The sequence below is a fragment of the Ralstonia chuxiongensis genome (assembly GCF_024158925.1).
Taxonomy (GTDB): domain Bacteria; phylum Pseudomonadota; class Gammaproteobacteria; order Burkholderiales; family Burkholderiaceae; genus Ralstonia; species Ralstonia chuxiongensis.
In genome coordinates this window covers 121,455-145,847 of the sequence record NZ_JAMYWC010000001.1, presented here as the reverse complement: position 1 = coordinate 145,847, position 24,393 = coordinate 121,455, and the positions used below count along the sequence as shown (strand labels likewise).

Sequence of the window (24,393 nt, the reverse complement as noted above, 5' to 3'; positions counted from 1 at the left end):
TCAACCCCGGAAGATGTCAAAGGGCTCGATGCGAAGTACCTTGCGCACCCCGATGTAGCCCGATATGCCGGCAATCACAACCACCATGGCCAGCGCCAGCATCAGATTGGTGAACGTGATCATGGCCGCATAGTCCGGAATGCGAAGACGCACCAGCGCGATCGACGCGGCGCATAGGCCGATGCCCAACCCGTAGCCAACCAGCGCCACGAACGTAGCCTGGAAGACAATCATCGTGACCAGCTCGCGCCCCTTGGCCCCGATGGCCTTGAGTGCGCCGAAGCGCTCCAGGTTTTCCAGGATGAAGGTGTAGAAGGTCTGCCCCGATATGGACAGCCCAACCACGAAGCTGATCACCGTCATCAGCAGGATGTTGGTGCCAAGCCCGGTCTGGAAGGTATAGAAGTGCGAGATGCGGCCAATGAACTCTTCCTTGGTCAGGGCGCGATAACCGAGCCGGTCTACCGCGCGTTCAATTGCAGCAATGTCGGCGTCGGACTTGGGCTCGATCAGGATGTACGACATCGTGTAACGCGTGCCGGGCAGATACTGCACAGCGCGGCGGTACGTTGTGTACAGGGTGGGCACGCCAAACAATCCGCTGGTCGCCACCTCGCCAATGCCGACGATCACCCCTCGATGGTCATTGACTTCGAACTCCGTGCCGATATGCGGGTTTTCCAGCTTCCCGAACTCGGCGTCCTGGATGACGATGAAGGCGTTGTCGCCGTACAGGTCCTGGATGCGGCCACTGAGCATGTGCGGGCGGCCGAACAGGCTGGTGTCGTCAATGCCGACGACGGTGACCGGCTGATAGGTTCCGCTCTTCAGGCGCACAAGTGCGCCGCCTGAATACAGTGGAACGGCAAATTTCACTCCGTGAATGCTGCGTACCGCATCAAGAACGTAATCCGGCATGCCGATCGAATTGGCCACGGTGTTGACGGCCGGGTCCATCACCCACATTCGCGCGCCGATGTTGTACACGGCAGACGAAGACCGATTGAGCACGCCCGCAAACAGCGACGTCATCTCGATCATCAGAAACACCGCAAACGTAATACCCACCAGCAAGCCGCTCAGCTTGGCCTTGTCATTGACCAGCAGCTTGTAGGCGAGTTTGAGAATGGCTTGCACATGGCCCCCTTGGCCATGCACGGCAGACAGGGGTGCGCCCCGGGGTGATATCGACCGGCCGATGCATGTGCATCAACGATAGCGATTCGGGGGCTGCGGCCTTTGATGTGTCGCAAGGCAGTGGCGAGTCCTGCGGCTGAGTGCGCTACAGCGTATCGTCGTCGGAAAACAGGCGATGACGTATCGCGTACCGCACAAGGGCGGCTTCGCTGGAGAGCTGCAGCTTGTCCATCAACCGCATCTTGTAGGTACTGATGGTCTTGGCGCTCACGCACAGACTGGCGGCGATCTCGGTCAAGGGCTCGCCCCGCACCAGCCGACGATAGACCTCCATCTCACGGTCGGACAGGCGTGTGTGAGCCGCCTCCTCACTGGGCTCGCCGAGGCTGTGGGCAAGCTTCTCCGCCATGGGCGGGCTGACATACGTGCCGCCGGTCGCCACCTTCTGCAGCGCGGTGACCAGTTCGGTCGCAGCGCTCTCCTTCGTCAGGTAGCCGGCCGCCCCCGCACGAAAGGCGCGCGCCACGTACTGCTCTTCAGCGTGCATGGTCAGCACCAGCACGCGCACCCTGGGGTGGTCGTCGTGCAACTGGCGGAGCAGCTCCAGCCCGCTGCGCCCCGGCATCGAAAGATCCAGCACGATCACCTGCGGTTGATGGTCGCGCACCAGTTGCAGGACCTGCGTACCATCGGAAGCTTCGCATGCGACCTCAAAATCCCCTGCGCGCTCCAGGATATGACGCACACCATCGCGCATCACGGCATGATCGTCGGCGATCATCACGCGAATCATGTCCGTGCCTCCTCGGTGACTTTGTGAACGGTGGGAAAGCTTACGCTCAAGCGAAAGCCGCCGCCCGGCGCGTGTGTGATCGTTGCCTGCCCGCCCAATAACCGGGCCCGCTCACGAATGCCAAGCAACCCCAGCGGCTTGCGTTCACCCACCGCCGGAGGTGCCCCGCTCCAGCCATGCCCATTGTCTTGAATGGACAACTCCAGCACGTCTTCCTGCTGCGAGAACGCGATCTCAACACGCGTGGCATCGGCATGGCGCACGACATTGTTGAGCGCCTCCTGCACGATCCGAAAGACCGAGATGGCAGCGCGCTCGTTCATTGCCAGCTCTTGAGCATGCACAGTCACGACCAGGCCAAAGCGTTGGCGAAAATTCTTGGCCATCCATTCGATGGAGGGCACGAGCCCTAGCTCGTCGAGCAACGGCGGCCGAAGATCCGCAGAAATCTGCCGCACGGCAACAATTGTCTCGTCGATCACGTGTTGCATCGCCTGGGTCTGGTCGATCAGCGTCGTGTCGCTCCGTGCTGCCTGCAGATCCGCCGCCAGCAGCGAAATGTCCATCTTGAGCGCGCTCAGACGTTGACCCAGATCGTCGTGCAGCTCACGGGCGATGCGGTGCCGCTCCTCCTCCCGCGTAGCCAGGATGCTGTCCGACAAATGCTGCAGTTCTTCCTGGGAGCGCCGCAGTGCCGCTTCCGCGCGGACGCGCTCCGTGGTGTCGCGCAGCATCACCGTGAACAGCTTGCCGCCGTTCACCTCGATCTGTGAAATCGACGCTTCGATCGGGAATTCCCGCCCGTCGGTGTGCAGGGCAAACAGCGGGCGCTGCTTACCCATCTGACGCTCCGATACGCCCGTCACCCCGAAGCGCCGCACATGGGTCTCGTGGGCACCGCGAAACCGCTCGGGAATAAAGTCTGACAGGGGGCGACCGATAGCCTGGCGAGCCGAGCAACCGAACAGTGTCTCGGCCATGGGATTGAACAACACGATGCGCTGGGCGTCATCGACGGAAATGATGGCTTCCATGGACGAGCGAATGATGCCGGCCAGCCGGGCTTCGCTCTTTTCAAGGTACGTCAGATCGCGGGCGACGGCGGCTCGCAACTTCTGCAGCCGCAGCCAGTAGAACACCAGCGCGACGATGGCAAAAATACTTGCCGAGGCTAGCAAAATAAACGGTGCGTCCCCGGCCTGGAGTGCAAACGCCAGCCGGGCAACCGACGCGGCCAGCAGCAAAATGGCCAGTACCCCCACCACAAGTTCGGCCGAAGTGGATTGCAGCTGCAGCAGCCGCCTGTGCATTGCCTTCGAGGATTGAGTGTCTTGCTCCGCCACCAAACACCACCAAAAGGTCGGGATGCAATCAACATAGCCCATTCCCAAGGCTGGAGATACTAGCCGAGTGAAGGAGAAGCCCCCCGGAAAACCCTGCCGCCGGTGTCAGGGAATCCTGACAACGGCATGGCGCATCCCGACGGTCAACTCAGCGCTGCCTGATTTCGCGCAAACGCGGCGCCTCCGATACTGAGCGTACGGACACCGGACCTTGATGGAACGCAGTGACCGGATACCCACCGCCTCACCGAGGATGTGTGGCTCAAAGACCACAAACGCCTCCCGGAGCCGCCCCATGATTCCGCGCACCATAGAGTCCCCTGCCCCCATTGAAACCCGCCATCCTGCTGCGCTTCCCCAACTCAGGCTCGTGCGCGACGCCACCCAGGCCCGGCAGACTACGCCACTGATCCCAAGCAGCCAATGTGCCAATTGCATGATGCACTGGGCCTGCATTGCGAGCGCTGTACCATCCGCGCAACGCGAACAACTGGACCAGATGGTGCACACGTGGCGCAAGATCGCCAAGGGCGAAGCACTCTTCCGTGCGGGTGACAACTTCCACGCGCTGTATTCCATCCGGTCGGGATCGTTCAAAACCGTGGTCTCGCACCCCAACGGCGCAAGTCACGTCACCGGATTCCAACTGTCGGGCGAAACGCTTGGGCTCGACGGCATTGCCGCCGATCGCCACACCTGTGATGCGATTGCCCTGGAAGACAGCACGGTCTGCTCCATGCCTTTCCATTGCGTTGAGGACCTCTGCCAGGACATCCGCCCACTGCAACATCGCCTTCACCAACTGATGGCCGAAGAGATCGTGCGAGAGTCGGGCCTCATGCTGCTGCTCGCGGGGCTGAGTGCGGAGGCGCGCGTTGCCACCTTCCTGTTGAACCTCTCCACACGCATGCAAGACCGCGGGTACTCCGCTTTGAGCTTCACGCTGCGCATGACGCGCGAAGAAATCGGCAGCTACCTCGGCATGCAGCTTGAGACTGTCAGCCGTGCGCTGTCGAGGTTCCAACGCGAAGGCTGGATCGTCGTGAGCGGCAAGAACATCGAACTGACTGACAAGGCAGCACTGACGGAGCTTTGATCGGTCTGCCTGTTATCCCCTAAAAAAACGCTGCTCCGGTTTTGCTTCCGGGCAGCGTTTTTTCTTTCTTGCATGACCTCCGACCTTACGGCGCGATCTGGAGATGATCGATGACTTCCGTTACGCCAGGCGCGGACCATGCCGCACCCTTTGCCGCGCGCCGCTCCGCAGCGGAACCGATGTGGCCGCTGAGCGTCACCGTCCCGCCCTGAACGGAGACGCGGATGTGATCGGCCTCGCGTGCTGCATGCCGCTTGAGTGCCGCACCGATCTGCTCGGCAACATTGGCCGGCACCACGCGCGCTTTGATCCGCAACCGGTTGATCAGCCCCGCGACACCGCGCAATGATCCCACCGCATGCGCCGCCTGTTCGCTCTGGTATGGCCAGTCGACCTCTCCCGAGAGCGTTACCCAGCCGTTTTCGACCAGCACCTCGATGCGATTGGACGGCAGGCTGACCTGCCATTCAAGCGCGTCACGGGCTGCTTGAGCAACGTCCGCGTCTGTGTGTGCACCGGGCAGGCGAACTTCGATTTTCTGCACGACACCACGCACGCCACCCACGCGCTCGGCTGCATGCTCGGCAGCAAGCTTCTCCATGTAGCTGCGCACGTGGCCGGTCAGTGTCACCACGCCGTTCTCCACTTCGACACCAATCGCGGCGGCATCCACCGCAGGTTCCCAAAGCAGTTCGTCGTTGACGTCCTGCTTGATGCCCAGATCGCTTTTCATACCTCGCTCCTGCTAGATAGAGTCGCCTGGCTATGCCCAGTGGCGTTCACGCGCCGTTTGGCAAGACAGACAGCGCATGGCTGTCGGCTGGGCTTGCAGGCGTAAAAACGGAATCGTTTCGCCACAATCGACGCAGATGCCGTAGCTGTGCTGCTGCATACGCTCGCGCGCAGCATTCAGTTGCTCCAACTCGCTTCGGTAACGGGCGAGCATGACGTCGTTCGTTTGGTCACCCGCCTCTTCATCGGCAAGGTCCGCGTTTTCGAACGGCGCCTCACGCTGGATCGGCACAACGGAATCGCCCAGCGCCAATAGTTGGCGTTGCACGCGGGCTTCCTGCTCGTCGAGCAAGCTCCTCAGCCGTTTCCATTGCGCCTCGGTAAAGGGGGTCATGCCCAGTCTCCTTCTGTTGATTCAGCGTCGCGCTGTGTGTTCGGCTTCAGGCTTCCGTTGGCGACAGCCAGGCCGGACGTTGCCTCGATTGCTCCCACCGGCCGGCCGTCTTCACCTGATCGATAAAGCCCGCGATCTCCTCCTGCGACAACCCGCTGAGCACGTCGCGCTGGAACAACGCCAGCACCGGCGCCGGAATGGTGGCCGTGATCCGCATGATTTCTTCCACAGCGCGGAATGCCCCGCGCGCCGCCATGACACAAATCACAGACAAGTGCGTGGACGCCGGCAATTGGTCAGCCAGGAAGTCCCGCATGGGCGAAGCCAGATGGCCCATCCAGATGGGCGCGATCACAACGACGTGTTCGACTTCACCAAGCGGCGGACCTTCGTAGCGATACTTGGCGCGTGCATGGAATACCGTTTCGATGACGCAGCGCGCATCGCCCAGGAAGCCGGCACGCGGGTGCTCGTCGGTCACCTCGGCAAGCTGCCATCCGCTCTGCGCAGCCATCTGCTCGGCAACCTGACGTGCCGTACCGGTGCGCGAGTAGTACACGATCAGCTTCTTTTCCATCTCGGACTCCAGGGTTTTCGAAAGCAGTGGAACGGGCAATTGCCTCTAGGAAACAACCCACATCTGATCGACAACGGCACGCACGCCCGGCGCGTCCCATGCGGCTTCACGGGCCGCGCGGCACTCGTTGAGGTTGCGCAGCGGCCCATACAACGTCACCGTCCCGTCCGCCACGGAGACACTGAGGCGCGAGGCGTCGACCACAGCCAGGCGTTGCAGCGCCTTCGCAATGCGATCACTCAGATCTGCCGGGCCAGCGGCGGGGCGCAATGTCAGCGCATTGGCCACGGACTTCACGCCGTGGACTCTGCGCACCGTGTCCAGAGCAGCACGGCGCTGGAAGTCCTGATCGACTTCACCGCGCAGCGTCACGGCCCCGTTTTCAACAGTGATCTGGACAACGTTCGGCGGGACCGATGCATTCCAATGCAACGCATTGCTGATCGCCTGGGCTATCTCGTCATCCGGGCGCTCCATATCTGGCGGCATCCGTACATCCACATGGATGACAAGCGCGGTCACGCCGGCAACGCGGCGGATCGCCTCCTCCGCGGCATGCTTGTCGGCAAACGTGTCGACGCCGCCGGAGAGCGTGACGACGCCGTCCTTGGCCTGCACCGCAAAGCGGCTGGCGTCCACCGCCGGATCCCATTGCAGCTCCTCTTCGACATCGGCCTTGAGCTGGATATCGTTCTTCATGGTGATCTTCTCAGGTGCAATTGAGGTCGAGGCTCAGTGCGACATCAGCACCGGTACGGTCATCGTCTTGAGCAGGGTGCGTGTCACGCCGCCCAGCACGAGTTCACGCAGGCGGCTGTGCCCATAGGCGCCCATCACGATGAGATCGGCATTGAAGTCGGCCGCTCGCGAGAGCAGCAGCTCGCCCACGGCGGTGTCGGAATCTGCGCAGTCGGCCTCTTCCACAGTGGTGTGGATGCCGCGCGCGTTGAGCGCACGCGCGACCTGACCGACCGTGGTTTCTTCAGCCCAATGCTTGGGCTGCGTGCTCGTGATCTGCAGCACGTGCACCGTTGCGCCCGTCATCATTGGCATGGCATCGTGCAGCGCGCGGGCCGATTCGCGGCCGCCGCTCCAGGCTAGGAGCACACGCTTGGGCAATGCCGTGAAGTTGCCCGCGTACGGCACAACCAGCACCGGGCGGCCCGACTCCAGGATCAGAGTTTCCACAAAGTCGCCGGCGATAAATTCATCCGGGTCGTCATGGTTGCGTTGTCCGACGACCAGAAGATCGGTCTCCCGCGCTTCACGCAGCACCAGTGCCACGGGGTCGCCTTCCACATCGCGCCATTCCGTCTCGACCGGAAGCTTCTCGGTCGCCTGGCGAAAGCGCGCATGCACGGCATCCCGCACGCTGTCGCGCCGGATCCGGTCTTCCTCCAGATAGCGTGCAGCGTTTTCCATCATGTAGAACCAGCTGAGGCTTGGCGCAAAGCTCGCGTAGATGCCGACGAGTTTGGCACCGTGCGCCTGTGCGTACTGGGCCGCAAGGTTGAGGCGGTGCATGGCGCGTTCGCTGCGGTCCAGATGCACCATCAGACTGGCGTAGCTCATGGTCAGATCCCGATGTCGTGTCAGAGGATGCGCTACCCGACTAGGCAATGACGGCATTGCTCAGCGGTTCCGTAGCGGCGTGCGGTGCTTGCGCCTCCACCGCGCGGACGAGCAGCACCGGCAGCGTGCTCCGGCGTACAACGCTCTCGGCCACGCTGCCCAGGAACAAGCGCTGGAAGCCGCGACGCCCGTGCGTGCCCAGCACCAGGGCTTGAGCGCCGACGTTGTGGGCTGCCTGTTCAATGGCAGTGCCGATATCAAAGGTACCGATCGGGTCGTCAACCACGACGCTATGGACGTGCACGCCCGCCTTTTCGGCCTTGTCCCGCGCGTCGGCGACGATTTGATTGCCTTGTTTGACCAAGGCTTCGGTAAAGGCGCCGACATCGATGTAGCCAACGTCGTACATCAGATACGAGTTGTCGATCACGTGCGCGATGACCAGCTCAGAGCCGAGCTTTTGCGCAAGCTGGATGGCCTCGTCCAGCGCGCGATCTGCCGTCGGGCTGCCATCCACCGCTACCAGAATCCTGTCGTACATGATCTGCCTCCATCGAATCCGTCGTCCGCCCCAAACGGGGTTGCTGGATTCAATGTTGGACCACCAAGCGGATCACCCCTTGATTTACATCAGCGTTTGGCTCAGCGCCCCCAGCCACGCCACTTGATCTGCCTCAAGTGCAAGCGTCCAACGCTCAATAGACTCCTTCGCTATCGGCTGCCGCCTTGTGCAGTCATGGAAAGCTCACGGCACCTTGTGCGGGATCAACTTCTGACACCGGCCCGTTCTTATAGTGAAAACGTACGCGCATCGGAGTTCAGCATGAGGGTCGACGAGATTTGCTCCCGCCGCATCGTCCACGTCCAGTCAACGGCGACGCTGCAGCAGGCCGCCCGATTGATGCGGGACGAAAGCGCCCGTGCGCTACTTGTCACGGAACGCACCGGCTGCGGAGCGCGGGTGGTCGGCATCGTGACAGACCGGGACATGGTGGTGCACGGGATAGCCAACCGCGGCGACTGCACCGAGACCGCTGTATCGGAAGTCATGACGCGCGGTCTTCTCACCATTCACGATGACGCCATGATCAGTGAAGCCTTGCGCTCGATGCTGAGCCACGGCCTGCACCGTCTGGCGGTGGTCGATCGTCAGCAACGACTGGTGGGTATGCTTAGCCTGGACGACACCATCCGCGCAATGGGTGGCGAATGGACCTTGCTGGCCGGCATTCTCGGTCGCGACAACGCTAGCGGGTCCCGCCAGCATGCGCCGTCCGATTTGATTCTCTAAGTCTTTTCCTCTGGTGACGGGTCTGATCCGCATGCGCATTGGCCGGAATTGACTAGGCGACAAACCAGAACACCGCCCAGCAGGACAAAAGCATGGTCAGCAGACCTGCGGTGACCCTGCTGGCAAAGGCACGCCCCCCGCTGATGGCCACGACAACCTTCGAGAACGTGTTGGCCGTCAGCGCGAGCATCACCAGCGTGCCTGCCGTAGATATCTGCAGCGTATGACCAGCAACCTGCGTTGCAATGGATGCAGTCGCGGCATGCACATCGGCAAATGAGCCAAACACGGTGACAGCCACCACCGCTGCTGTCCCGAACCATGTGCGCGCGGCGGCGGCGGCAAGCAGCAAGGCAGCCGTCCACAGGGCAAAACCAATTGCGACACGCCAGTTGATGGATGACGCTGAACTCTCCGGCGCCTCCTGAAGTGGCTCGCTGCCACGCCACACCCACAGAGCGGACCATGCCACGGTCGCAATCATGCCGACCGCCAGCGGAGCCCCCAGCACACGCAGAAAGTCGATGTTGATGGCGGCAATCAGCAGCAGCATCTGCACCAGCGTAGCGACGTTGGACAGCAGCGCCGCGGCAACCGCACCGTCAATGGGGCGATGGTCCTTGCGGACGCGCGCTGCCATCGCCGTGATCGTCGCCACACTCGATGCAAACCCGCTGAACAGGCCTGCCAGTGGCAATCCGATGCGCTCTCCAAACCATCGCGCCGCAAAATGGCCCGTGTTGCCGGTCAGCATGACAAGCAGCACAACCAGCCACAGCGTATGCGGGTTCCAGGCGTTCAGCGGCCCTATGTTCCGGTCGGGAACCGCGGGCCAGACCAGCAATGCCGCGACGGCAAGGATCAGCAGATCGGCGAGTTCGCGCTGGGTGATGACCGTGCGGGCGAACCGATGCAAACCCGCTTTGGCATAGAGCAGGACGAGAAGTGCAGTACCGAGGCCAGCCGTCATTTCGGGCTCGCTCACGGCATAGGCGCCTAACAGCGTGGTGGCCAGCAATGCGAGTTCCGTCGTCACGCCGGGATCGACATTGGCCGAATGGTGATAACCCAGCGCCGCCAACACCGCGACCGCCAGCAACACGGTAGGCACGGCAAGCGGTATCGGCAGGCTTGCCGCAATGGCACCAGCCAGCGCCCCGATCGCAAACGTTCGCATGCCAGCCGGCAGTTCTGCGCTGCCGGTGTGACTACGCTCGCGCTCAAGGCCGATCGCCAGGCCCACGCCCAGGGCAACCGAGAAGGACAGCAGTGAAGTCATTCAGTGGAGCCGGATGGCCGTTGCATTGCACCCATTCAGTATTGCGCGCGGCAACGGCTTCCGATTGATCTGGCGCAGTCGATGGTCGACTGCCGGGACATCGTTTTTCAGGGCTGATCCATACTGACCAGACACACCATACGGAGACAGCGATGTATGAATCGATGCGGGCCATGGTGATGGAAGGCGCCGGTAGGCCATTGATTTGGCGTGAAGTGCCCATGCCCAAGCCTGGGCCGGGCGAGGTCCGGATCGCGGTGTCCGCTTGTGGTGTCTGCCGTACCGACCTCCATATCGTGGACGGCGAACTGACTGCCCCAAAACCCTCCCTCATTCCCGGGCACGAAATCGTCGGCATCGTCGAGTCGCGCGGTGAAGGCGTGACGACGCCAGCCCCGGGCGAGCGCGTGGGCGTGCCATGGCTTGGCTGGACATGCGGCGTCTGCCCGTACTGCCTGCACGGCCGCGAAAACCTGTGCGACCACCCTGCATTTACCGGATACACGCGCGATGGCGGGTATGCGCAATACGTCGTCTGCGACGCGCGATACTGCCTGCCGATTCCGGCGCGGTACGACGATGCCCACGCGGCGCCCCTGCTCTGTGCCGGCCTGATCGGCTACCGCACGCTGCGCATGGCCGGCGATGCGCGCCGGATCGGCATCTACGGCTTTGGCGCCGCGGCCCACCTCATCACGCAGATTGCCGTGGCAGAGCAGCGTGAAGTGTTTGCCTTCACCCGGGCCGGCGACACTGCGGCTCAGCAACTTGCGCTGGACACCGGTGCCAGGTGGGCAGGCGCCAGCGACGGCCCCGCACCGGAGCCGCTCGACGCCGCGCTGATCTTCGCGCCCATCGGCGCGCTCGTGCCGCAGGCGCTGCAGGCCGTGGTCAAGGGCGGCTCGGTGGTCTGCGGTGGCATTCACATGAGCGACATCCCCACGTTTCCGTACCGGTTGCTATGGGAAGAACGCAAGCTGGTCTCGGTGGCGAACCTGACGCGGGCGGATGGGCTCGCGCTCATGCGCATCGCAGCGGAAGTCCCCTTGCAGGTTCACGTCACGCCCTACCGCCTGCAAGACGCCAACACCGCCTTGGAAGACCTCCGCGCCGGGCGGGTGGCCGGCGCAGCCGTCCTGCAGGTGTCTTCGGAAAACATTTGACGCGTATCAACAGCCCAGGCGCCACGCTGTCTACGCTGGATTACATGCGGTGCCCTACTGCGCAACGCCTTGGAGACCACCATGTATCAGCGAATCCTGCTCGCCATCGACGGCAGCCACGCGTCCTATCTCGCGCTGCACCAGGCTATTGTGGTCAGCAAGGCGACGGGCGCGGAAGTCGAAGCCCTATTCGTTGCCGATAGCAGCGACATCACCTTCGACATGGTTGGAGTTGACTCGATTGCTTACTCCAACCAAGTGGTCGGCTACGGCCGTGACACCCTTGCCGAGGTATCGAAGAAGCTGGACGCTGCGGGCGTCAAGCATTCGACCAAATTGCTCGAAAACTCCATTGCGCCGGGGCAAATTTCCGCAACGATTGTCGGGGAAGCCAACGAGACCGGAGCCGATCTGATCGTGCTCGGCACGCATGGCCGGCGCGGGCTCAAGCATCTGGTGCTCGGCAGCGTGGCCGAGGGCGTAGTGCGCAAGACCAACAAGCCGGTATTGATGGTGCGTAGCGAGGTCGACGAATAAGAGGTCGGGGGTAGGTGCAGCCTGTCGCCGCCCGCCCGAGGCCCGGGCGGGCGGCGAAGTCTGCCTGAAAACCATATGGCATTGCCGAGCGACCAGATTTCTGAGGCCACCGCGCCATGCGTGTGAGCCTGCCGCGCAGCGGATTGTGTATTCGAGCGCACTCGACTCTTCCCGCAATGCAGCTGCCCAAACCTGCCCTGCGTCAATTTGACCAAGGCGCGAATGTCACTTTCGGTTTCAAGCCGAAGCCAAATCTCCATCCCAATGGTCGATGCATCGGCTTGGGGCGATTGCCCCGAGCCTGCCTACCCATACTGCTCGACCATGGAAAACTTTCTCTCGCACCTTCATCCCGAACGCCTGAACTTCCTCTGGGACGCCTTCAGCCGCCTGGCCGTCAGCCTGTGCGCGGCGATGCTCATCCTGTTTCTCGGCTGGTGGATCTCCAAACGCATCGGCCGGTGGCTCAACCGGCTGACGAGCGGCCAGACGCGCATTGACGCCACACTCACGCCGATCCTGTGCGACATCGCCGTCTGGGGCATCCGCATTCTTGCCATCGTTGGGGCGCTGTCCCGGCTGGGCATTGAAACGGCCAGCATCATTGCCGTATTGGGTGCAGCCGGCCTGGCCATCGGGCTGGCACTGCAGGGCACGCTACAGAACATTGCGGCGGGCATCATGCTCCTCGCGCTGCGGCCGTTCCGGGTGGGCGACTACATCGATGGGGGCGGCGGCGAAGTTGCCGGCACGGTGGAAGAAGTCAGCCTGTTCATGACCCGCCTGACCAAGCCTGACGGTATTTGCGAATACGTACCGAACAGCGCGCTGTGGAGCCATTCCGTGCGCAACTACACGCGCAACCCGACCCGCCGGCTGGACCTGGAGATCGAGGTCTCGCTGCAAGACGACATCCCGCGAGCCCTTGAGGCGCTCAAAACGCTGGCCGCCAACGAACCGATGGTGCTGGCCGACCCGGCACCGTTGGCCATGGTGATGCGTTTTGACGACAGTATTGCGGTGCTGAATCTGCGCGTCTGGGCCAGGACCGAGCACTTCTGGGACATGCGTTGGACGCTCGCCCAGCAAGTCCGCGCCACCCTCGCAGAGGCCCGATGCGCCGTGCCCATGCGGATTCGCGAGCTGCATATCGTGCGAGACGCCGCCCCAAAAACAGAGGACGAACGTGCCCGTCAAGGCCGCAAAACCGCCCAGACCCTGGCCGGATGAGGGTCGGGATTTTCTTGTGCATTCGCAAACGCATTGCATAGACTCACCTTTCAAGGCATCTCTATAGGCAATGCATCATGTGTCGCTGGCTGGCGTATTCAGGCAATCCCATTCAGATGGAGACAGTGCTGTTCCGGCCGCGGCACTCGTTGATCGACCAGAGTCTGCGCTCCCGCCTCGGCGGCGAGACGACCACCAACGGCGACGGTTTCGGCATCGGGTGGTACGGCCGCTACTCTGAAGTGCCCTTCCGATATCGTTGCCTGCACCCCGCGTGGAACGACACCAACCTGCGTGAAGCCGCCCGCGCCATCCGCTCGTCCATGTTCATCGCCCACGTGCGTGCGGCAACGGACACCCCCGCCCAGGAAACGAACTGCCACCCGTTCCGCTACGGCCGGTGGCTTTTTGCGCACAACGGGCTGATCCGCGAATACCCGCTGCTCCGCCGCGCCCTGATGATGGAAGTGGCGCCCGAGCTGTTTCGCTGGATCGAGGGCTCGACCGATTCCGAGATCATGTTTTTCCTGGCGCTCTCGTTCGGTCTGGACCGAGACCCACGCGGCGCCCTGGAACAGATGGTCGGGCTGATTGAAGACATCGGCCGTCGCCACGGCGTCGAATACCCATTGAACATGACGGTCTGCGCAACGGATGGCGTTCAGATCGTGGCCGCGCGCTATTCCAGCGAGGGCGAATCACGCTCCCTTTTTCACAGCACATCTTTCAAGCACCTGCACCAGCTTTATCCTGACAGCGCCGCAATTGAAGACGCAGGGGACGGCGCGTTTCTTGTGCTGTCCGAGCCGCTTGTCGACCTGCCTGGCGCTTGGGCGGAGATCCCCGAAGAAACCGTCGTCATCGTCAAGGGCGGTGTGGTCGAGCACCACCGTTTTGTGCCGCGCAAGCCCGGCCCCACGGGTTTTGACCTCCCCGCCAACCAAGCCACTTACGGACGCGAGGCAGGCTGATCGCGCTCCCGCCGGGGTGATACCAGCATCACCCCGTTCTTTTTTCCCCTCCGCTGAAACCTCCTGACAAAACGCTGTCAGGAGCCCTGCGTTACGCTCGCGCTCGCGACATGTTTCGTAGGCGAACCGGATCTTCATAATCCGCTACAGTTTACGGTTCGAATTCTGATTGCCGACGCGGCTGCCAATGGTTCACCCACGCCGGCATTCCCCCCTTACCTCCAAGCTCCAAGGAACGCCCTCCATGTCCTCCGGTGTCATTCGCCTGCGCGGAGCCCGTCAGCACAATCTTAAAAACCTCGATCTGGACCTGCGCACGGGCGAAATGACCGTCGTGACCGGTCCGTCGGGGTCCGGCAAGTCCAGCCTCGTTTTCGACACGCTCTATGCCGAAGGCCAGCGCCGCTACGTCGAGACCTTCAGCGCCTACGCGCGCCAGTTCCTGGACCGCATGGACCGGCCGCAGGTTGAGCACGTTGAAGGCGTGCCGCCCGCCATCGCCATCGACCAGACCAACCCGGTGCGCAGCTCGCGCTCGACGGTCGGCACGATGACGGAGCTGAACGATCACCTTAAGCTGCTGTTTGCACGCGCAGCGCAACTGTTCGACCGCGACACCGCGCTGCCGGTGCGGCACGACACGCCAGAAACCATCTACGACGAGCTGCTCTCGCGCACGCGTGAGGGCGATCCTCGCCTCGTGGTGACGTTTCCGGTAGAGCTGCCGGCCAATACGAGCCCGGAAGAAGTCACTCAGTGGCTGTCGGTCAGCGGCTATACACGCGTGCAGGCCGAGCGCGTGGTCGAATCTTCCACGGGCAAGCGCAAGCTGCTTGACGTGGTGGCCGACCGCTTCCGCCTGCAGGGCACCGAGCGCGCCCGCGCGCTTGAGGCCATCGAGTCGTCGCTCAAGCGCGGCGGCGGGCGCGTGAACGTGTACGTCTTGCCGGCCGATGAAGCTGCGCAGCCCACCATCTGGCGCTTTTCCACCGGCCTGCACTGCCCGGAAAGCGACCTGCGCTACGCAGACCCGCAACCCGCGCTCTTCTCGTTCAACTCCGCTTACGGCGCGTGCGACGCCTGCCGTGGTTTCGGCCGCGTGATCGGCGTCGATCTGGGGCTGGTGATTCCCGACGAGCGCAAGACCCTGCGCGACGGCGCCATCAAGCCGATGCAGACGCCGGCGTGGAAGGAATGCCAGGACGATCTGATGCGCTACGCGGCTGCAGCCGACATCCCGCGCGGCACGCCGTGGGCGGAGATGACCGAAGCCCAGCGCAACTGGGTGATCAATGGAGACCCGGCCTTCAAACGCGGCGGCTGGAACAAGCAGTGGTACGGCGTGCGTCGCTTCTTCGACTACCTGGAGTCGAAGGCGTACAAGATGCACATCCGTGTGCTGCTCTCCAAGTACCGCAGCTACACAACGTGCGAAACCTGCGGCGGTGCGCGCCTGAAAACCGAGTCGATGCAGTGGCGCCTGGGCACCAAGGAAAACGCCGACGCCGTGCTCGCGCCCGAACACCGCTTCATGCCGCGTGGCGTGGCCTGGAACCGCGCCCAGCTCGAAGCCCTGCCCGGCCTGACCGTGCACGACCTGATGCTGCTGCCTATCGAGCGCATCCGCCGCTTCTTTGACGAACTGACGCTGCCCTCCACGCTGCTCGACGACGCGCTCAAGCTGCTGCTGGACGAGGTGCGCACGCGCCTGGCATATCTGTGCGATGTCGGCATCGGCTATCTGACGCTCGACCGCCAGAGCCGCACGCTCTCGGGCGGCGAAGTGCAGCGGATCAACCTGACGACGGCGCTCGGCACATCGCTCGTCAACACGCTGTTCGTGCTGGACGAACCGAGCATCGGCCTACACCCGCGCGATCTGGACCGCATTGTCCAAGCCATGCACCGCCTGCGCGACGCGGGCAACACGCTGGTGGTGGTTGAGCACGATCCATCCGTGATGCTGGCCGCAGACCGCCTGATCGACATGGGGCCCGGCCCCGGCGAGCGTGGCGGCAACATCGTCTTCGACGGCACGCCGGCGGCCATCCGCCAGGCCGATACGCTCACCGGCGCCTATCTGTCCGGACAGCGGCGCGTGGCTGATGCGACGGATTGGCAAGCACGCCCCGTCAACAACGCCACGCCGCGTCTGGTGCTCGACGGCGCGGCTGAACACAACCTGCGCGATGTCACGGTCGAGATTCCGCTGCAGCGCCTGGTGTGTGTGACCGGGGTGTCCGGCTCGGGCAAATCGACGTTGATTCAGGACGTGCTCCACCCCGCGCTGGCACGCCACTTTGGCAAGGCGACGGAATCGCCCGGTGCATTCCGTGCCCTTCGCGGTGCCGACCAGATCAGCGACGTGGTGTTCGTTGACCAATCCCCGATCGGCAAGACCGCGCGTTCCAACCCCGCCAGCTACGTTGGCGCGTTCGATGAAATCCGCAAGCTGTTCGCCAAGGCGCCGATGGCGCTGCAGCGCGGCTACACGGCCGGTACCTTCAGCTTCAACTCGGGCGATGGCCGTTGCCCGACCTGCGGCGGCTCGGGCTTCGAGCACGTCGAGATGCAGTTCCTCTCCGACATCTACCTGCGCTGCCCGGATTGCGACGGCACGCGTTATCGCGCCGAAATTCTGGAAGTGAAGATCCCGCGCGCTGGCCAGTCGCTGTCGGTGGCCGATGTGCTGGAGCTGACGGTGAGCGAAGCCGCCACCGTGTTCGCTGATGACGCCGACGTGCTGCGCGTGCTGCAGCCCATCGTTGACGTCGGCCTGGAATACGTGAAGCTTGGCCAGCCGGTGCCGACGCTCTCCGGCGGCGAGGCTCAACGCCTGAAGCTGGCAGGCTTCCTGGCCGAAGCCGCACAGGCCGCCCAGGCGGCGGCTCGCAAGCGCGTCAAGCAGGACGTGCCCGCCAACGCCGGCCGCCTGTTCATGTTCGACGAGCCGACCACGGGCCTGCACTTTGACGACATCGCGAAGCTGATGCGCGCCTTCGGCAAGCTGCTGGAGGCGGGCCATTCGCTGATCGTGATCGAGCACAACCTCGACGTGATCCGCGCGGCGGATTGGATCATCGATCTCGGCCCAGAGGGCGGCGACGCAGGCGGCCTGCTGGTCTGCGCCGGCACGCCTGCGCAGGTCAAAGGCTGCGCTGAATCGCACACCGGTGCGGCGCTCAAGCACTACGAAGCCAGCATCGGCCAGCCCGAGGCAGCCGAAGGTGTGCCGCTGCAAACCGCGTTGGCTGAACGCCGTGCAAAGCGCGCTGCCTTGGCCGAAGTCCAGGGCGAAAACGTGGTGCGCATCGTTCACGCACGCGAGCACAACCTGAAAGGCCTGAACGTCGATATTCCGCACGGCAAGTTCAACGTGGTGACGGGCGTGTCGGGCTCGGGCAAGTCGACGCTGGCGTTCGACATCCTGTTCCACGAAGGGCAGCGTCGCTATCTTGAGTCGCTCAATGCGTATGCGCGCTCCATCGTGCAGCCGGCAGGTCGGCCGGAAGTCGATGCCGTGTATGGCATTCCGCCCACCGTGGCCATTGAGCAGCGCCTGTCGCGTGGCGGCCGCAAGAGCACGGTGGCGACAACGTCCGAGGTCTGGCACTTCCTGCGGCTGCTGTATGTGAAGCTGGGCGTGCAGCACTGCATCCACGATGGCACGCCGGTGTCCGCGCAAAGCCCCGAGGCGATCTTTGCCCAGCTCATGCGCGATCATCGCGGCCAGCACATCGGCCTGCTCGCGCCGCTGGTCGTGAACCGCAAGGGCGTCTATACCGACCTTGCCAAATGGGCCAAGGCGCGCGGCTATACGCATCTGCGCGTCGATGGAGAATTCCTGAGCGTCGACCCATGGCCGCGCCTGGATCGCTTCCGCGAGCACACGCTGGAACTGCCCGTGGGCGACATCGTTGTCTCGCCGGAAAACGAAGCCGCGCTGCGTGCACTGCTGGAGCAGGCGCTGGAATATGGCAAGGGCATCATGCACGTGCTCGCGCCGCTCGATGGCCTGCAGAACGCCATGCGCAACGGTGGCACGGCGCACGTCGGCAACGTGAAGGTGTTTTCGACCAAACGGGCGTGCGCCACCTGCGGCACCAGCTACCCCGAGCTTGACCCGCGCATGTTCTCTTACAACAGCAAGCACGGCTGGTGCGCGAGCTGCGTCGGTACCGGATTGGCGCTTACGCGCGATCAGCGTGCTGCGTTTGATGACACCGTGCTTGGCGGTGACGATCGCGGCCGCGAACAGACGCTGCCGTCGGAGGAAGTCGATCCGGACGGCATGACCGACCTGCCCTGCCCGGATTGCCACGGCACGCGCCTGAACCCGACTGCGCGCGCTGTCACCTTTGCCGCCAAACCCATCGTCGACATTGCGCAGTGGACGGTCAGCCAGACCCGCCGCTGGGTCGAAGGCCTGGACCTGACCGGCCGCGATGCCGACATCGCCCGCGACGTGGTGGCCGAAATCCACAGCCGCCTGTCGTTCCTGGAGGAGGTCGGCCTGGGCTACCTGAGCCTGGATCGCGCCGCGCCGAGCCTGTCGGGCGGTGAAGCGCAGCGTATTCGGCTGGCTGCGCAACTCGGCAGCAACCTGCAGGGCGTCTGCTACGTGCTGGATGAGCCGACCATCGGCCTGCATCCGCGCGACAACCGGATCCTGCTCGACGCGCTGCGCAAGCTGGGCGACAAAGGCAACACGCTGGTGGTGGTTGAGCACGATGAAGACACCATCCGCCGGGCCGACCACATCATCGACATCGGCCCGGGCGCCGGCAAGCGCGGCGGCACGTTGGTGGCACAAGGCGGCGTGGCGGACCTGGCGGCCCAGCCGGATTCACTCACTGGCCGGTTCCTGTCGCAGCCGATCGAGCATCCGCTTCAGCCGCGCCGTCAGGTGGTTGCGCCGCGTGCCGGCGCTCAGGCGGTGCCCGAGCAATGGCTGACGGTGCACGGCGCCAAGCTGCACAACCTGCGCAACGTGACGGCAACGATGCCGCTGTCGCGCCTGGTGGCCATTACAGGCGTATCGGGCTCCGGCAAATCGACGCTGGCCCGCGATGTGTTGATGACGAACCTGCTCGATGCGGTTGGCCGTTCGGTGCTGTCTTCGCCGGCCACGCGCCGCGCGCGCAAGGCTGCGCAGGCTGAGGTGCCTGACGCCAAGATGCCGCGCAAGCTCGACGTCAAACACGACTGGCACGGCTGCGACAGCGTCACCGGCTGGGAAACCATCGACCGTGTGCTGGAGGTCGACCAAACCCCGATCGGCAAGACGCCGCGCTCGTGCCCGGCCACGTACATCGGCGTGTGGGACACCATCCGCAAACTCTTTGCCGACACGCTGGAGGCCCGCGCGCGCGGCTATACCGCCTCGCGCTTCTCCTTCAACACCGGCGACGGCCGCTGCCCCGCCTGCGAAGGCCAGGGCGTACGCACCATCGCCATGAGCTTCCTGCCCGACGTGAAGGTCGGCTGCGACGTCTGCCACGGGCAGCGCTTCAATGCCGAGACGCTTGCCGTCACCTGGCGCGGCAAGAACATCGGCGATGTGCTCACCATGGAAATCGACGAAGCGGTCGAGTTCTTTGGCGCGATGAACAGCATCGCCCACCCGCTGCAGTTGATGAAGGACGTCGGCCTCGGCTACCTGACGCTCGGCCAGCCTTCGCCCACGCTGTCCGGCGGCGAGGCGCAGCGCATCAAGCTCGTCACCGAGTTGTCCAAGGTGCGCGATGACCTGACCCGACGCGGCCAGAAGGCGCCCCACACGCTGTACGTGCTGGACGAGCCGACCGTCGGTCTTCACATGGCCGACGTGGCCAAGCTGATCCGGGTGCTGCATCGCCTGGCAGACGGCGGGCACAGCGTGATCGTGATCGAGCACGACCTCGATGTGATTGCCGAGGCGGACTGGATCCTCGACCTGGGCCCCGAAGGCGGCGATGAAGGCGGCACGATCGTCGCGGCTTGCGGGCCGGAGGCGTTGACGCGCGTGGCGGCCAGCCATACCGGCGCGGCGTTGGTACCGGTGCTGGCACGCGGCAAGCAAGTCGACCCAAGCAAGGAAGGCGAAACGGTCTAGCGTGGCGTGCGACGGTCTCCGCCCGGGTGGAGACCGTCAGCGCGGTGCGCCGCTTGGTGTGGCGCCGGCAATTCTTTCGCTTTCCTGAGCAAACCGGCAGAAAATGCCTGCCCGAGCAGGGTTTGCCCTAAAGAACCGGGCAGCGCTGCCGTCACATTGTGGAGATTGTGAAGAAAGCGTTTGCGCGCATCCGACATGGCCACTTCGTCCACAAGCAACAACTACATTCCGCCGATCTCGGTTCCGGGCATCGGTACGAACATCGACGTCAACAGCCTTGTGACGAAGCTGATCCAGGCGGAAAGCAAGGGCATGACGCTGCGGCAGACGCAGCAGAAGGCTTTTCAGACGCAGTTGTCGGCGGTCGGCTCGCTCAAAAGCGCGCTGGCGACCTTCCAGACGGCGATGGCGGCCCTGAACAATCCGGACACGTTCACCGGCAACAAGGCTAGCGGACACGACACCTCAATCCTCACGGCTTCGCTGTCCAACACGGCGCCGGCGGGCACGTATCAAGTCAACGTGACGCAGCTTGCGCAGGCGCAGGTGCTGTCGGCCAACGGGCAGGCCTCCAGCAAGACGCCCATTGGCGGCGGCACGCCCACCACCCTCACGTTTTCATTCGGTAGCGTCTCGGGTGGCAGCTTTGCCGACGGCAAATACACCGGCTCCACCTTCACGCAAAACGGCAACCAGGCTGGCGGCACGATCACCATCGACCCGTCGAACAACACGCTCGCCGGCATTCGCGACGCTATCAACAGCGCCAACGTGGGCGTCTCGGCCAGCATCGTCAACGACGGCAGCAATTCGCCCTATCGGCTGGTGCTGACGTCCACCGCGGGCGGCGCCAACTCGGAGATGAAGATTTCCGTGTCGGGCGACCCTGCACTGCAATCCCTGCTGAGTCACGACCCGGCCGGCACGCAGAACATGACCGAGGTGGCCACGGGCCGCAACGCCATGGCCACCGTCAACGGCATCAGCGTGCAAAGCGCCACCAACACGCTGACGGACGTTGTCGACGGAACGTCGTTCACGCTGGCCAAGACGGGCAGCACGACCGTCACGGTCGGCAGCGACGCCGGCCAGGCCAGCCAGTCAGTGCTCAATTTTGTGAAGGCGTACAACGCGTTGCGCATCCAGCTCAACGCGCTGACCAAGTTCGACACGGCCAACGCCGCCAACAACGGCGCGCTGGCCGGCGACGTCAGCACCAAGATGATGATCAACCAGCTGACCGACGTGCTGGGCCAGGGCATCGGCAACGGCGCGTTCCAGTCGCTAGGCAGCATCGGCGTGACGATGGACAAGGAAGGGACGCTGTCGATTGACGACCCCAAGCTGACCGCCGCGCTGAAGAAATCGCCCGGCCAGGTGGCGGCGCTGTTTGCCGGCACGGGCACAGCGACGGATTCACTGCTGAAGGTTTCAGCGTTTTCAACGACCACGCAGGCCGGCAGCTATGGCATCAACGTCACACAACTGGCCACGCAGGGCTCACTGAAGGGCTCGGCGGCCGCCAACACGACCATCCAGAGCGGCGTGAACGACAGCCTGTCGGTCACGCTCAGCGGCATTACGACCAACATCAAGGTGCCGGCGGGCAGCTATACCCCGTCGAGCCTGGCCGCGCAGCTCCAGAGCCAGATCAACGCATCGCCCGACCTGCAGAGGGCCAAGGTGGAAGTCGCCATCGGCGCCGATGCCAACGGCGTACTGACGTTGACCGACAAGCAATACGGATCGGTATCGACGGTGTCTGTGTCAGGCAATGGCGCGGCGTCGCTGCTCGGCGGCAGCCCGACGGCCACCGGCGGGCGCGATGTGCAAGGCACCATCAACGGCGCTGCCGCCACGGGTTCGGGCCAGAACCTGTACGGTGCCAGCGGCTCGGCTGTGGATGGTCTGACGGTGCAAGTCACTGGCGGTGCGCTGGGCGACCGCGGCACCGTCACCGTGCAGCGCGGCTACGCGGCGCAACTGCACACCGTGTCGGGCAACTTGCTGTCGAGCAACGGCATGGTGCAGAACGCCACCGACGCCATCAACAATTCGATCACTTCGCTCGGCACCCAGATCGACCGGATGCAGAAGCAGCTCGATGCCAAGCAGGCGCTGTATTACGCGCAGTTCAATGCGCTGTCGAAGGTGGTGGCCAGCATGACGAACACCAGCAACTACCTGACGACGCAGCTGGCGCTATTGCAGAAGCAGCGGACGGCGGGCTGATCGCGCTGACCGCACCTTGAGTGCGCATCCGCTGCGGCCAATTGCCTGGTTACTGCTGCGGTTTTCCCCACAACGGGTTCTTGTTATCCGAACCCAGCACTTGGGCGAGCTATCATTTCGCGCCAGTCTTCGCGGGCGGCGAGATGGGCTGATCACCGGACGTCTCGTCCGGGTTGTGGTAGCTGGTGTCGACGCTGTAGCCCTGAGCATTCAGCTTTTGCTCGGAGCTGGCACGCTCGGCACGCATCTGGCGTTGCAGGCCGGGAAAGAGGTCACGCCAGTGTGGGCGGTCCTGCTCATTGAACGCATTGCGCCAGAAGTTGGCGTAGCCCTCGAGCTTGATCTTGACGAAGTACGCGCCCGGCTCATCCACCTTCATGCGCGTCGAGTCTCTGGACATCTGAACGTCCATGTAGACCCCGTTGAGATAAAAGCGCCACGAGGTCATGTCGGGGAGTTTCATCCAGTCTTCCAGGCCCGGCACATACTCCGGGTCCAGTGAATCCACCCCTTGGTCTTTTACGAGCCGATAGCGAACGGCCTCGGCACCTGCCAACCGCGGATTTTCCGGATATATCCACCGCTTCCAGCCAGCCTGCTGGATACGCTTGAGCATTTCGTAGAACTGCAGGCGTGCCTGATCGTGCGTAACGTTGTTTCGCGGGAAGATGCCCAAGCTGATGCTGTAGTCATAGATGCCTTCTTCAGCGTGGGCCTTGTCGAACGAACCCGAGACGCCCAGGGCTGTGTCCAGACGCACCTCGCTCTTTTGGTTCTTGATGACGACCGTACCTTGTGAGCTGTCGGGCCAATCCACCCCATAGAAGGTCACGCCGTAGGCCTGCTCGTTCTTGTTGTCAACATCCACAGCCTTGCCATAGCGCCCAATGAGCGCCTGCGGCGACTCGCCTATCTCAATCTCAATACTTTGCGGCATCACTATTTTGCTGGATGACTTGCTGGTGGAGGAAGGCTGGCACCCCATGACCAGAAGCGCGGCCAGCGTTGCGAGAAGACACGAAACCGTGCGCCGTGTTCGAACTATCATCGTGCGGGGTTTGCGAAGCATGGCCGGAGAATTGGGGCCTTTGTTTTAAAATTATTCAAACGCGCCCATGCAATCAACTTCTGCCACACCCGCATTCGTTTTTCTTTCACAAAACGAAGGAACCCGCCCATACCGACCAAGATTTTTATCAAAAAAATAAGTAACCACAATGGACGCATACCCTCCCAACGAATTGGGTAATGGCTGCGTTTCGGATGTAACTACAGCGGGTAGACTTCCACCACCCCCCATCTTGAAATCCGTGGCATCCGCACACGGCATAAAAAGTATCACGCAGCCACGCTTACCCCGAACCTCGTACAACAGCCTTGAGGGATTTCTGGACGGGGTTCCATCCCAAACCCAAAAATATTTCTTTTGCTCTGACTTTATCTTCGTTCTCTCACGATAAACAACCAGCTCTTCATTTTTTTCCCGTTCCCCAATTAAATATCTCTCGAAATCTTTGACACAAGTTCCGACAGGAGACGGTTCCCAGGGGTTGTTTTCCGGTTGAGCCCAAGCGTCCGAGAGTGCCAGCAATACAAGCGCAATCGCAAGAAAAGCTGCATTAGAAATATTGCGATTCATTGTTCACGCTCCGTGGATTGAGTAATTTATTACCGCCTAGGGAAAGCGATCGATACGCGTGGCACCCTCAAACGTCCGCTGCACAGTCTCATACGTAGTCGATCCCGCACACCCTACAGGAATGTTAGACGGCTGAATTGCTGCGTGGTGGCAAGCTGCATGCGCAACTGACCGACGCTGGCATCAAAGACGAGGCGGTTGTAACCGCTGCCGGCATGTTCCGCGCTCTCGAAGCCGGCGTGGGCCGCGACGTTGCGGTGGCCTTCGGCTTCCGTGCCCGTGCTGTGCTAGGTGGGCTGCGGCCGCAAGCTCC

Annotated in this window: 20 protein-coding genes and 1 pseudogene; 8 read left to right on the top strand and 13 right to left on the bottom strand. The window is 63.2% G+C overall.

Annotated elements, in window-relative coordinates; genetic code table 11:
• The 3 genes from NKG59_RS00615 to NKG59_RS00605 all read right to left on the bottom strand — a co-directional run bounded on the left by NKG59_RS00615 (position 1) and on the right by NKG59_RS00605 (position 3,315).
• A complete protein-coding gene (locus tag NKG59_RS00615; protein WP_253534306.1) occupies positions 1-1,137 on the bottom strand; it encodes an ABC transporter permease in 1,137 nt (378 codons plus the stop codon).
• Between the two features lie 145 nt (positions 1,138-1,282).
• A complete protein-coding gene (locus tag NKG59_RS00610) occupies positions 1,283-1,930 on the bottom strand; it encodes a response regulator (protein ID WP_253534304.1) in 648 nt (215 codons plus the stop codon).
• Positions 1,927-3,315 carry a PAS domain-containing sensor histidine kinase gene (locus NKG59_RS00605; RefSeq protein WP_253534302.1) on the bottom strand — a complete coding sequence of 463 codons (1,389 nt, stop codon included), beginning with the start codon at positions 3,313-3,315 and terminating at the stop codon, positions 1,927-1,929. Before NKG59_RS00605 ends, NKG59_RS00610 begins: the two co-directional genes overlap by 4 nt.
• A gap of 253 nt (positions 3,316-3,568) precedes the next feature.
• On the opposite strand from NKG59_RS00605, the gene NKG59_RS00600 reads away from it, so the two are divergent.
• Positions 3,569-4,369 carry a helix-turn-helix domain-containing protein gene (locus NKG59_RS00600; RefSeq protein ID WP_253534300.1) on the top strand — a complete coding sequence of 267 codons (801 nt, stop codon included), beginning with the start codon at positions 3,569-3,571 and terminating at the stop codon, positions 4,367-4,369.
• An 85-nt stretch (positions 4,370-4,454) separates the two neighbouring features.
• On the opposite strand, the gene NKG59_RS00595 is transcribed toward NKG59_RS00600, so the two are convergent.
• From NKG59_RS00595 to NKG59_RS00570, 6 genes are read right to left on the bottom strand one after another with little or no spacing between them, the layout of a single operon-like run.
• A complete protein-coding gene (locus NKG59_RS00595; RefSeq protein WP_045203941.1) occupies positions 4,455-5,102 on the bottom strand; it encodes a BON domain-containing protein in 648 nt (215 codons plus the stop codon).
• A gap of 30 nt (positions 5,103-5,132) precedes the next feature.
• Positions 5,133-5,495, bottom strand: coding sequence for a TraR/DksA family transcriptional regulator (locus tag NKG59_RS00590; protein WP_253534298.1), 363 nt, complete (start codon positions 5,493-5,495; stop codon positions 5,133-5,135).
• Positions 5,496-5,541: 46 nt separating this feature from the next.
• A complete protein-coding gene (locus NKG59_RS00585; protein WP_045203943.1) occupies positions 5,542-6,072 on the bottom strand; it encodes a flavodoxin family protein in 531 nt (176 codons plus the stop codon).
• 45 nt (positions 6,073-6,117) lie between these two features.
• The gene (locus tag NKG59_RS00580) at positions 6,118-6,771 is read right to left on the bottom strand and encodes a BON domain-containing protein (RefSeq protein ID WP_045203944.1); all 654 of its coding nucleotides are present in this window, start codon (positions 6,769-6,771) and stop codon (positions 6,118-6,120) included.
• A 33-nt stretch (positions 6,772-6,804) separates the two neighbouring features.
• Positions 6,805-7,644, bottom strand: coding sequence for a universal stress protein (locus NKG59_RS00575; protein WP_045203945.1), 840 nt, complete (start codon positions 7,642-7,644; stop codon positions 6,805-6,807).
• Between the two features lie 40 nt (positions 7,645-7,684).
• On the bottom strand, positions 7,685-8,185 hold the full coding sequence (locus NKG59_RS00570; protein WP_045203946.1) for a universal stress protein: 501 nt from the start codon (positions 8,183-8,185) through the stop codon (positions 7,685-7,687).
• Positions 8,186-8,467: 282 nt separating this feature from the next.
• Between NKG59_RS00570 and NKG59_RS00565 the strand changes: the two genes are divergently transcribed.
• The gene (locus NKG59_RS00565; protein WP_253534295.1) at positions 8,468-8,935 is read left to right on the top strand and encodes a CBS domain-containing protein; all 468 of its coding nucleotides are present in this window, start codon (positions 8,468-8,470) and stop codon (positions 8,933-8,935) included.
• 52 nt (positions 8,936-8,987) lie between these two features.
• On the opposite strand, the gene NKG59_RS00560 is transcribed toward NKG59_RS00565, so the two are convergent.
• On the bottom strand, positions 8,988-10,214 hold the full coding sequence (locus NKG59_RS00560) for an MgtC/SapB family protein (protein WP_253534294.1): 1,227 nt from the start codon (positions 10,212-10,214) through the stop codon (positions 8,988-8,990).
• Positions 10,215-10,366: 152 nt separating this feature from the next.
• Between NKG59_RS00560 and NKG59_RS00555 the strand changes: the two genes are divergently transcribed.
• The 6 genes from NKG59_RS00555 to fliD all read left to right on the top strand — a co-directional run bounded on the left by NKG59_RS00555 (position 10,367) and on the right by fliD (position 22,441).
• Positions 10,367-11,377, top strand: a complete 1,011-nt coding sequence (locus NKG59_RS00555) for a zinc-dependent alcohol dehydrogenase family protein (RefSeq protein WP_253534293.1) — start codon at positions 10,367-10,369, stop codon at positions 11,375-11,377.
• Positions 11,378-11,458: 81 nt separating this feature from the next.
• Positions 11,459-11,914: a universal stress protein gene (locus NKG59_RS00550; RefSeq protein ID WP_045203950.1), complete on the top strand. Its 456-nt coding sequence runs from the start codon at positions 11,459-11,461 to the stop codon at positions 11,912-11,914.
• 324 nt (positions 11,915-12,238) lie between these two features.
• Positions 12,239-13,144 (top strand): mechanosensitive ion channel family protein, encoded by a 906-nt coding sequence (locus NKG59_RS00545; protein ID WP_253534292.1) that lies wholly within the window; start codon positions 12,239-12,241, stop codon positions 13,142-13,144.
• Positions 13,145-13,221: 77 nt separating this feature from the next.
• A complete protein-coding gene (locus NKG59_RS00540; RefSeq protein ID WP_024978952.1) occupies positions 13,222-14,115 on the top strand; it encodes a class II glutamine amidotransferase in 894 nt (297 codons plus the stop codon).
• Positions 14,116-14,359: 244 nt separating this feature from the next.
• Positions 14,360-20,209, top strand: a complete 5,850-nt coding sequence (gene uvrA, locus NKG59_RS00535; protein ID WP_253534291.1) for an excinuclease ABC subunit UvrA — start codon at positions 14,360-14,362, stop codon at positions 20,207-20,209.
• A gap of 195 nt (positions 20,210-20,404) precedes the next feature.
• Positions 20,405-22,441: a flagellar filament capping protein FliD gene (fliD, locus tag NKG59_RS00530; RefSeq protein WP_253534290.1), complete on the top strand. Its 2,037-nt coding sequence runs from the start codon at positions 20,405-20,407 to the stop codon at positions 22,439-22,441.
• A 112-nt stretch (positions 22,442-22,553) separates the two neighbouring features.
• On the opposite strand, the gene NKG59_RS00525 is transcribed toward fliD, so the two are convergent.
• From NKG59_RS00525 to NKG59_RS26375, 3 genes and pseudogenes are all read right to left on the bottom strand, one after another.
• Positions 22,554-23,378: a hypothetical protein gene (locus NKG59_RS00525; RefSeq protein ID WP_253534289.1), complete on the bottom strand. Its 825-nt coding sequence runs from the start codon at positions 23,376-23,378 to the stop codon at positions 22,554-22,556.
• A 162-nt stretch (positions 23,379-23,540) separates the two neighbouring features.
• Complete coding sequence (locus NKG59_RS00520) at positions 23,541-24,080, bottom strand: hypothetical protein (protein ID WP_253534288.1); 540 nt, start codon at positions 24,078-24,080, stop codon at positions 23,541-23,543.
• Between the two features lie 113 nt (positions 24,081-24,193).
• A pseudogene (locus NKG59_RS26375) lies at positions 24,194-24,256 on the bottom strand (hypothetical protein); the annotation flags it as partial.
• Positions 24,257-24,393: the final 137 nt, after the last annotated feature.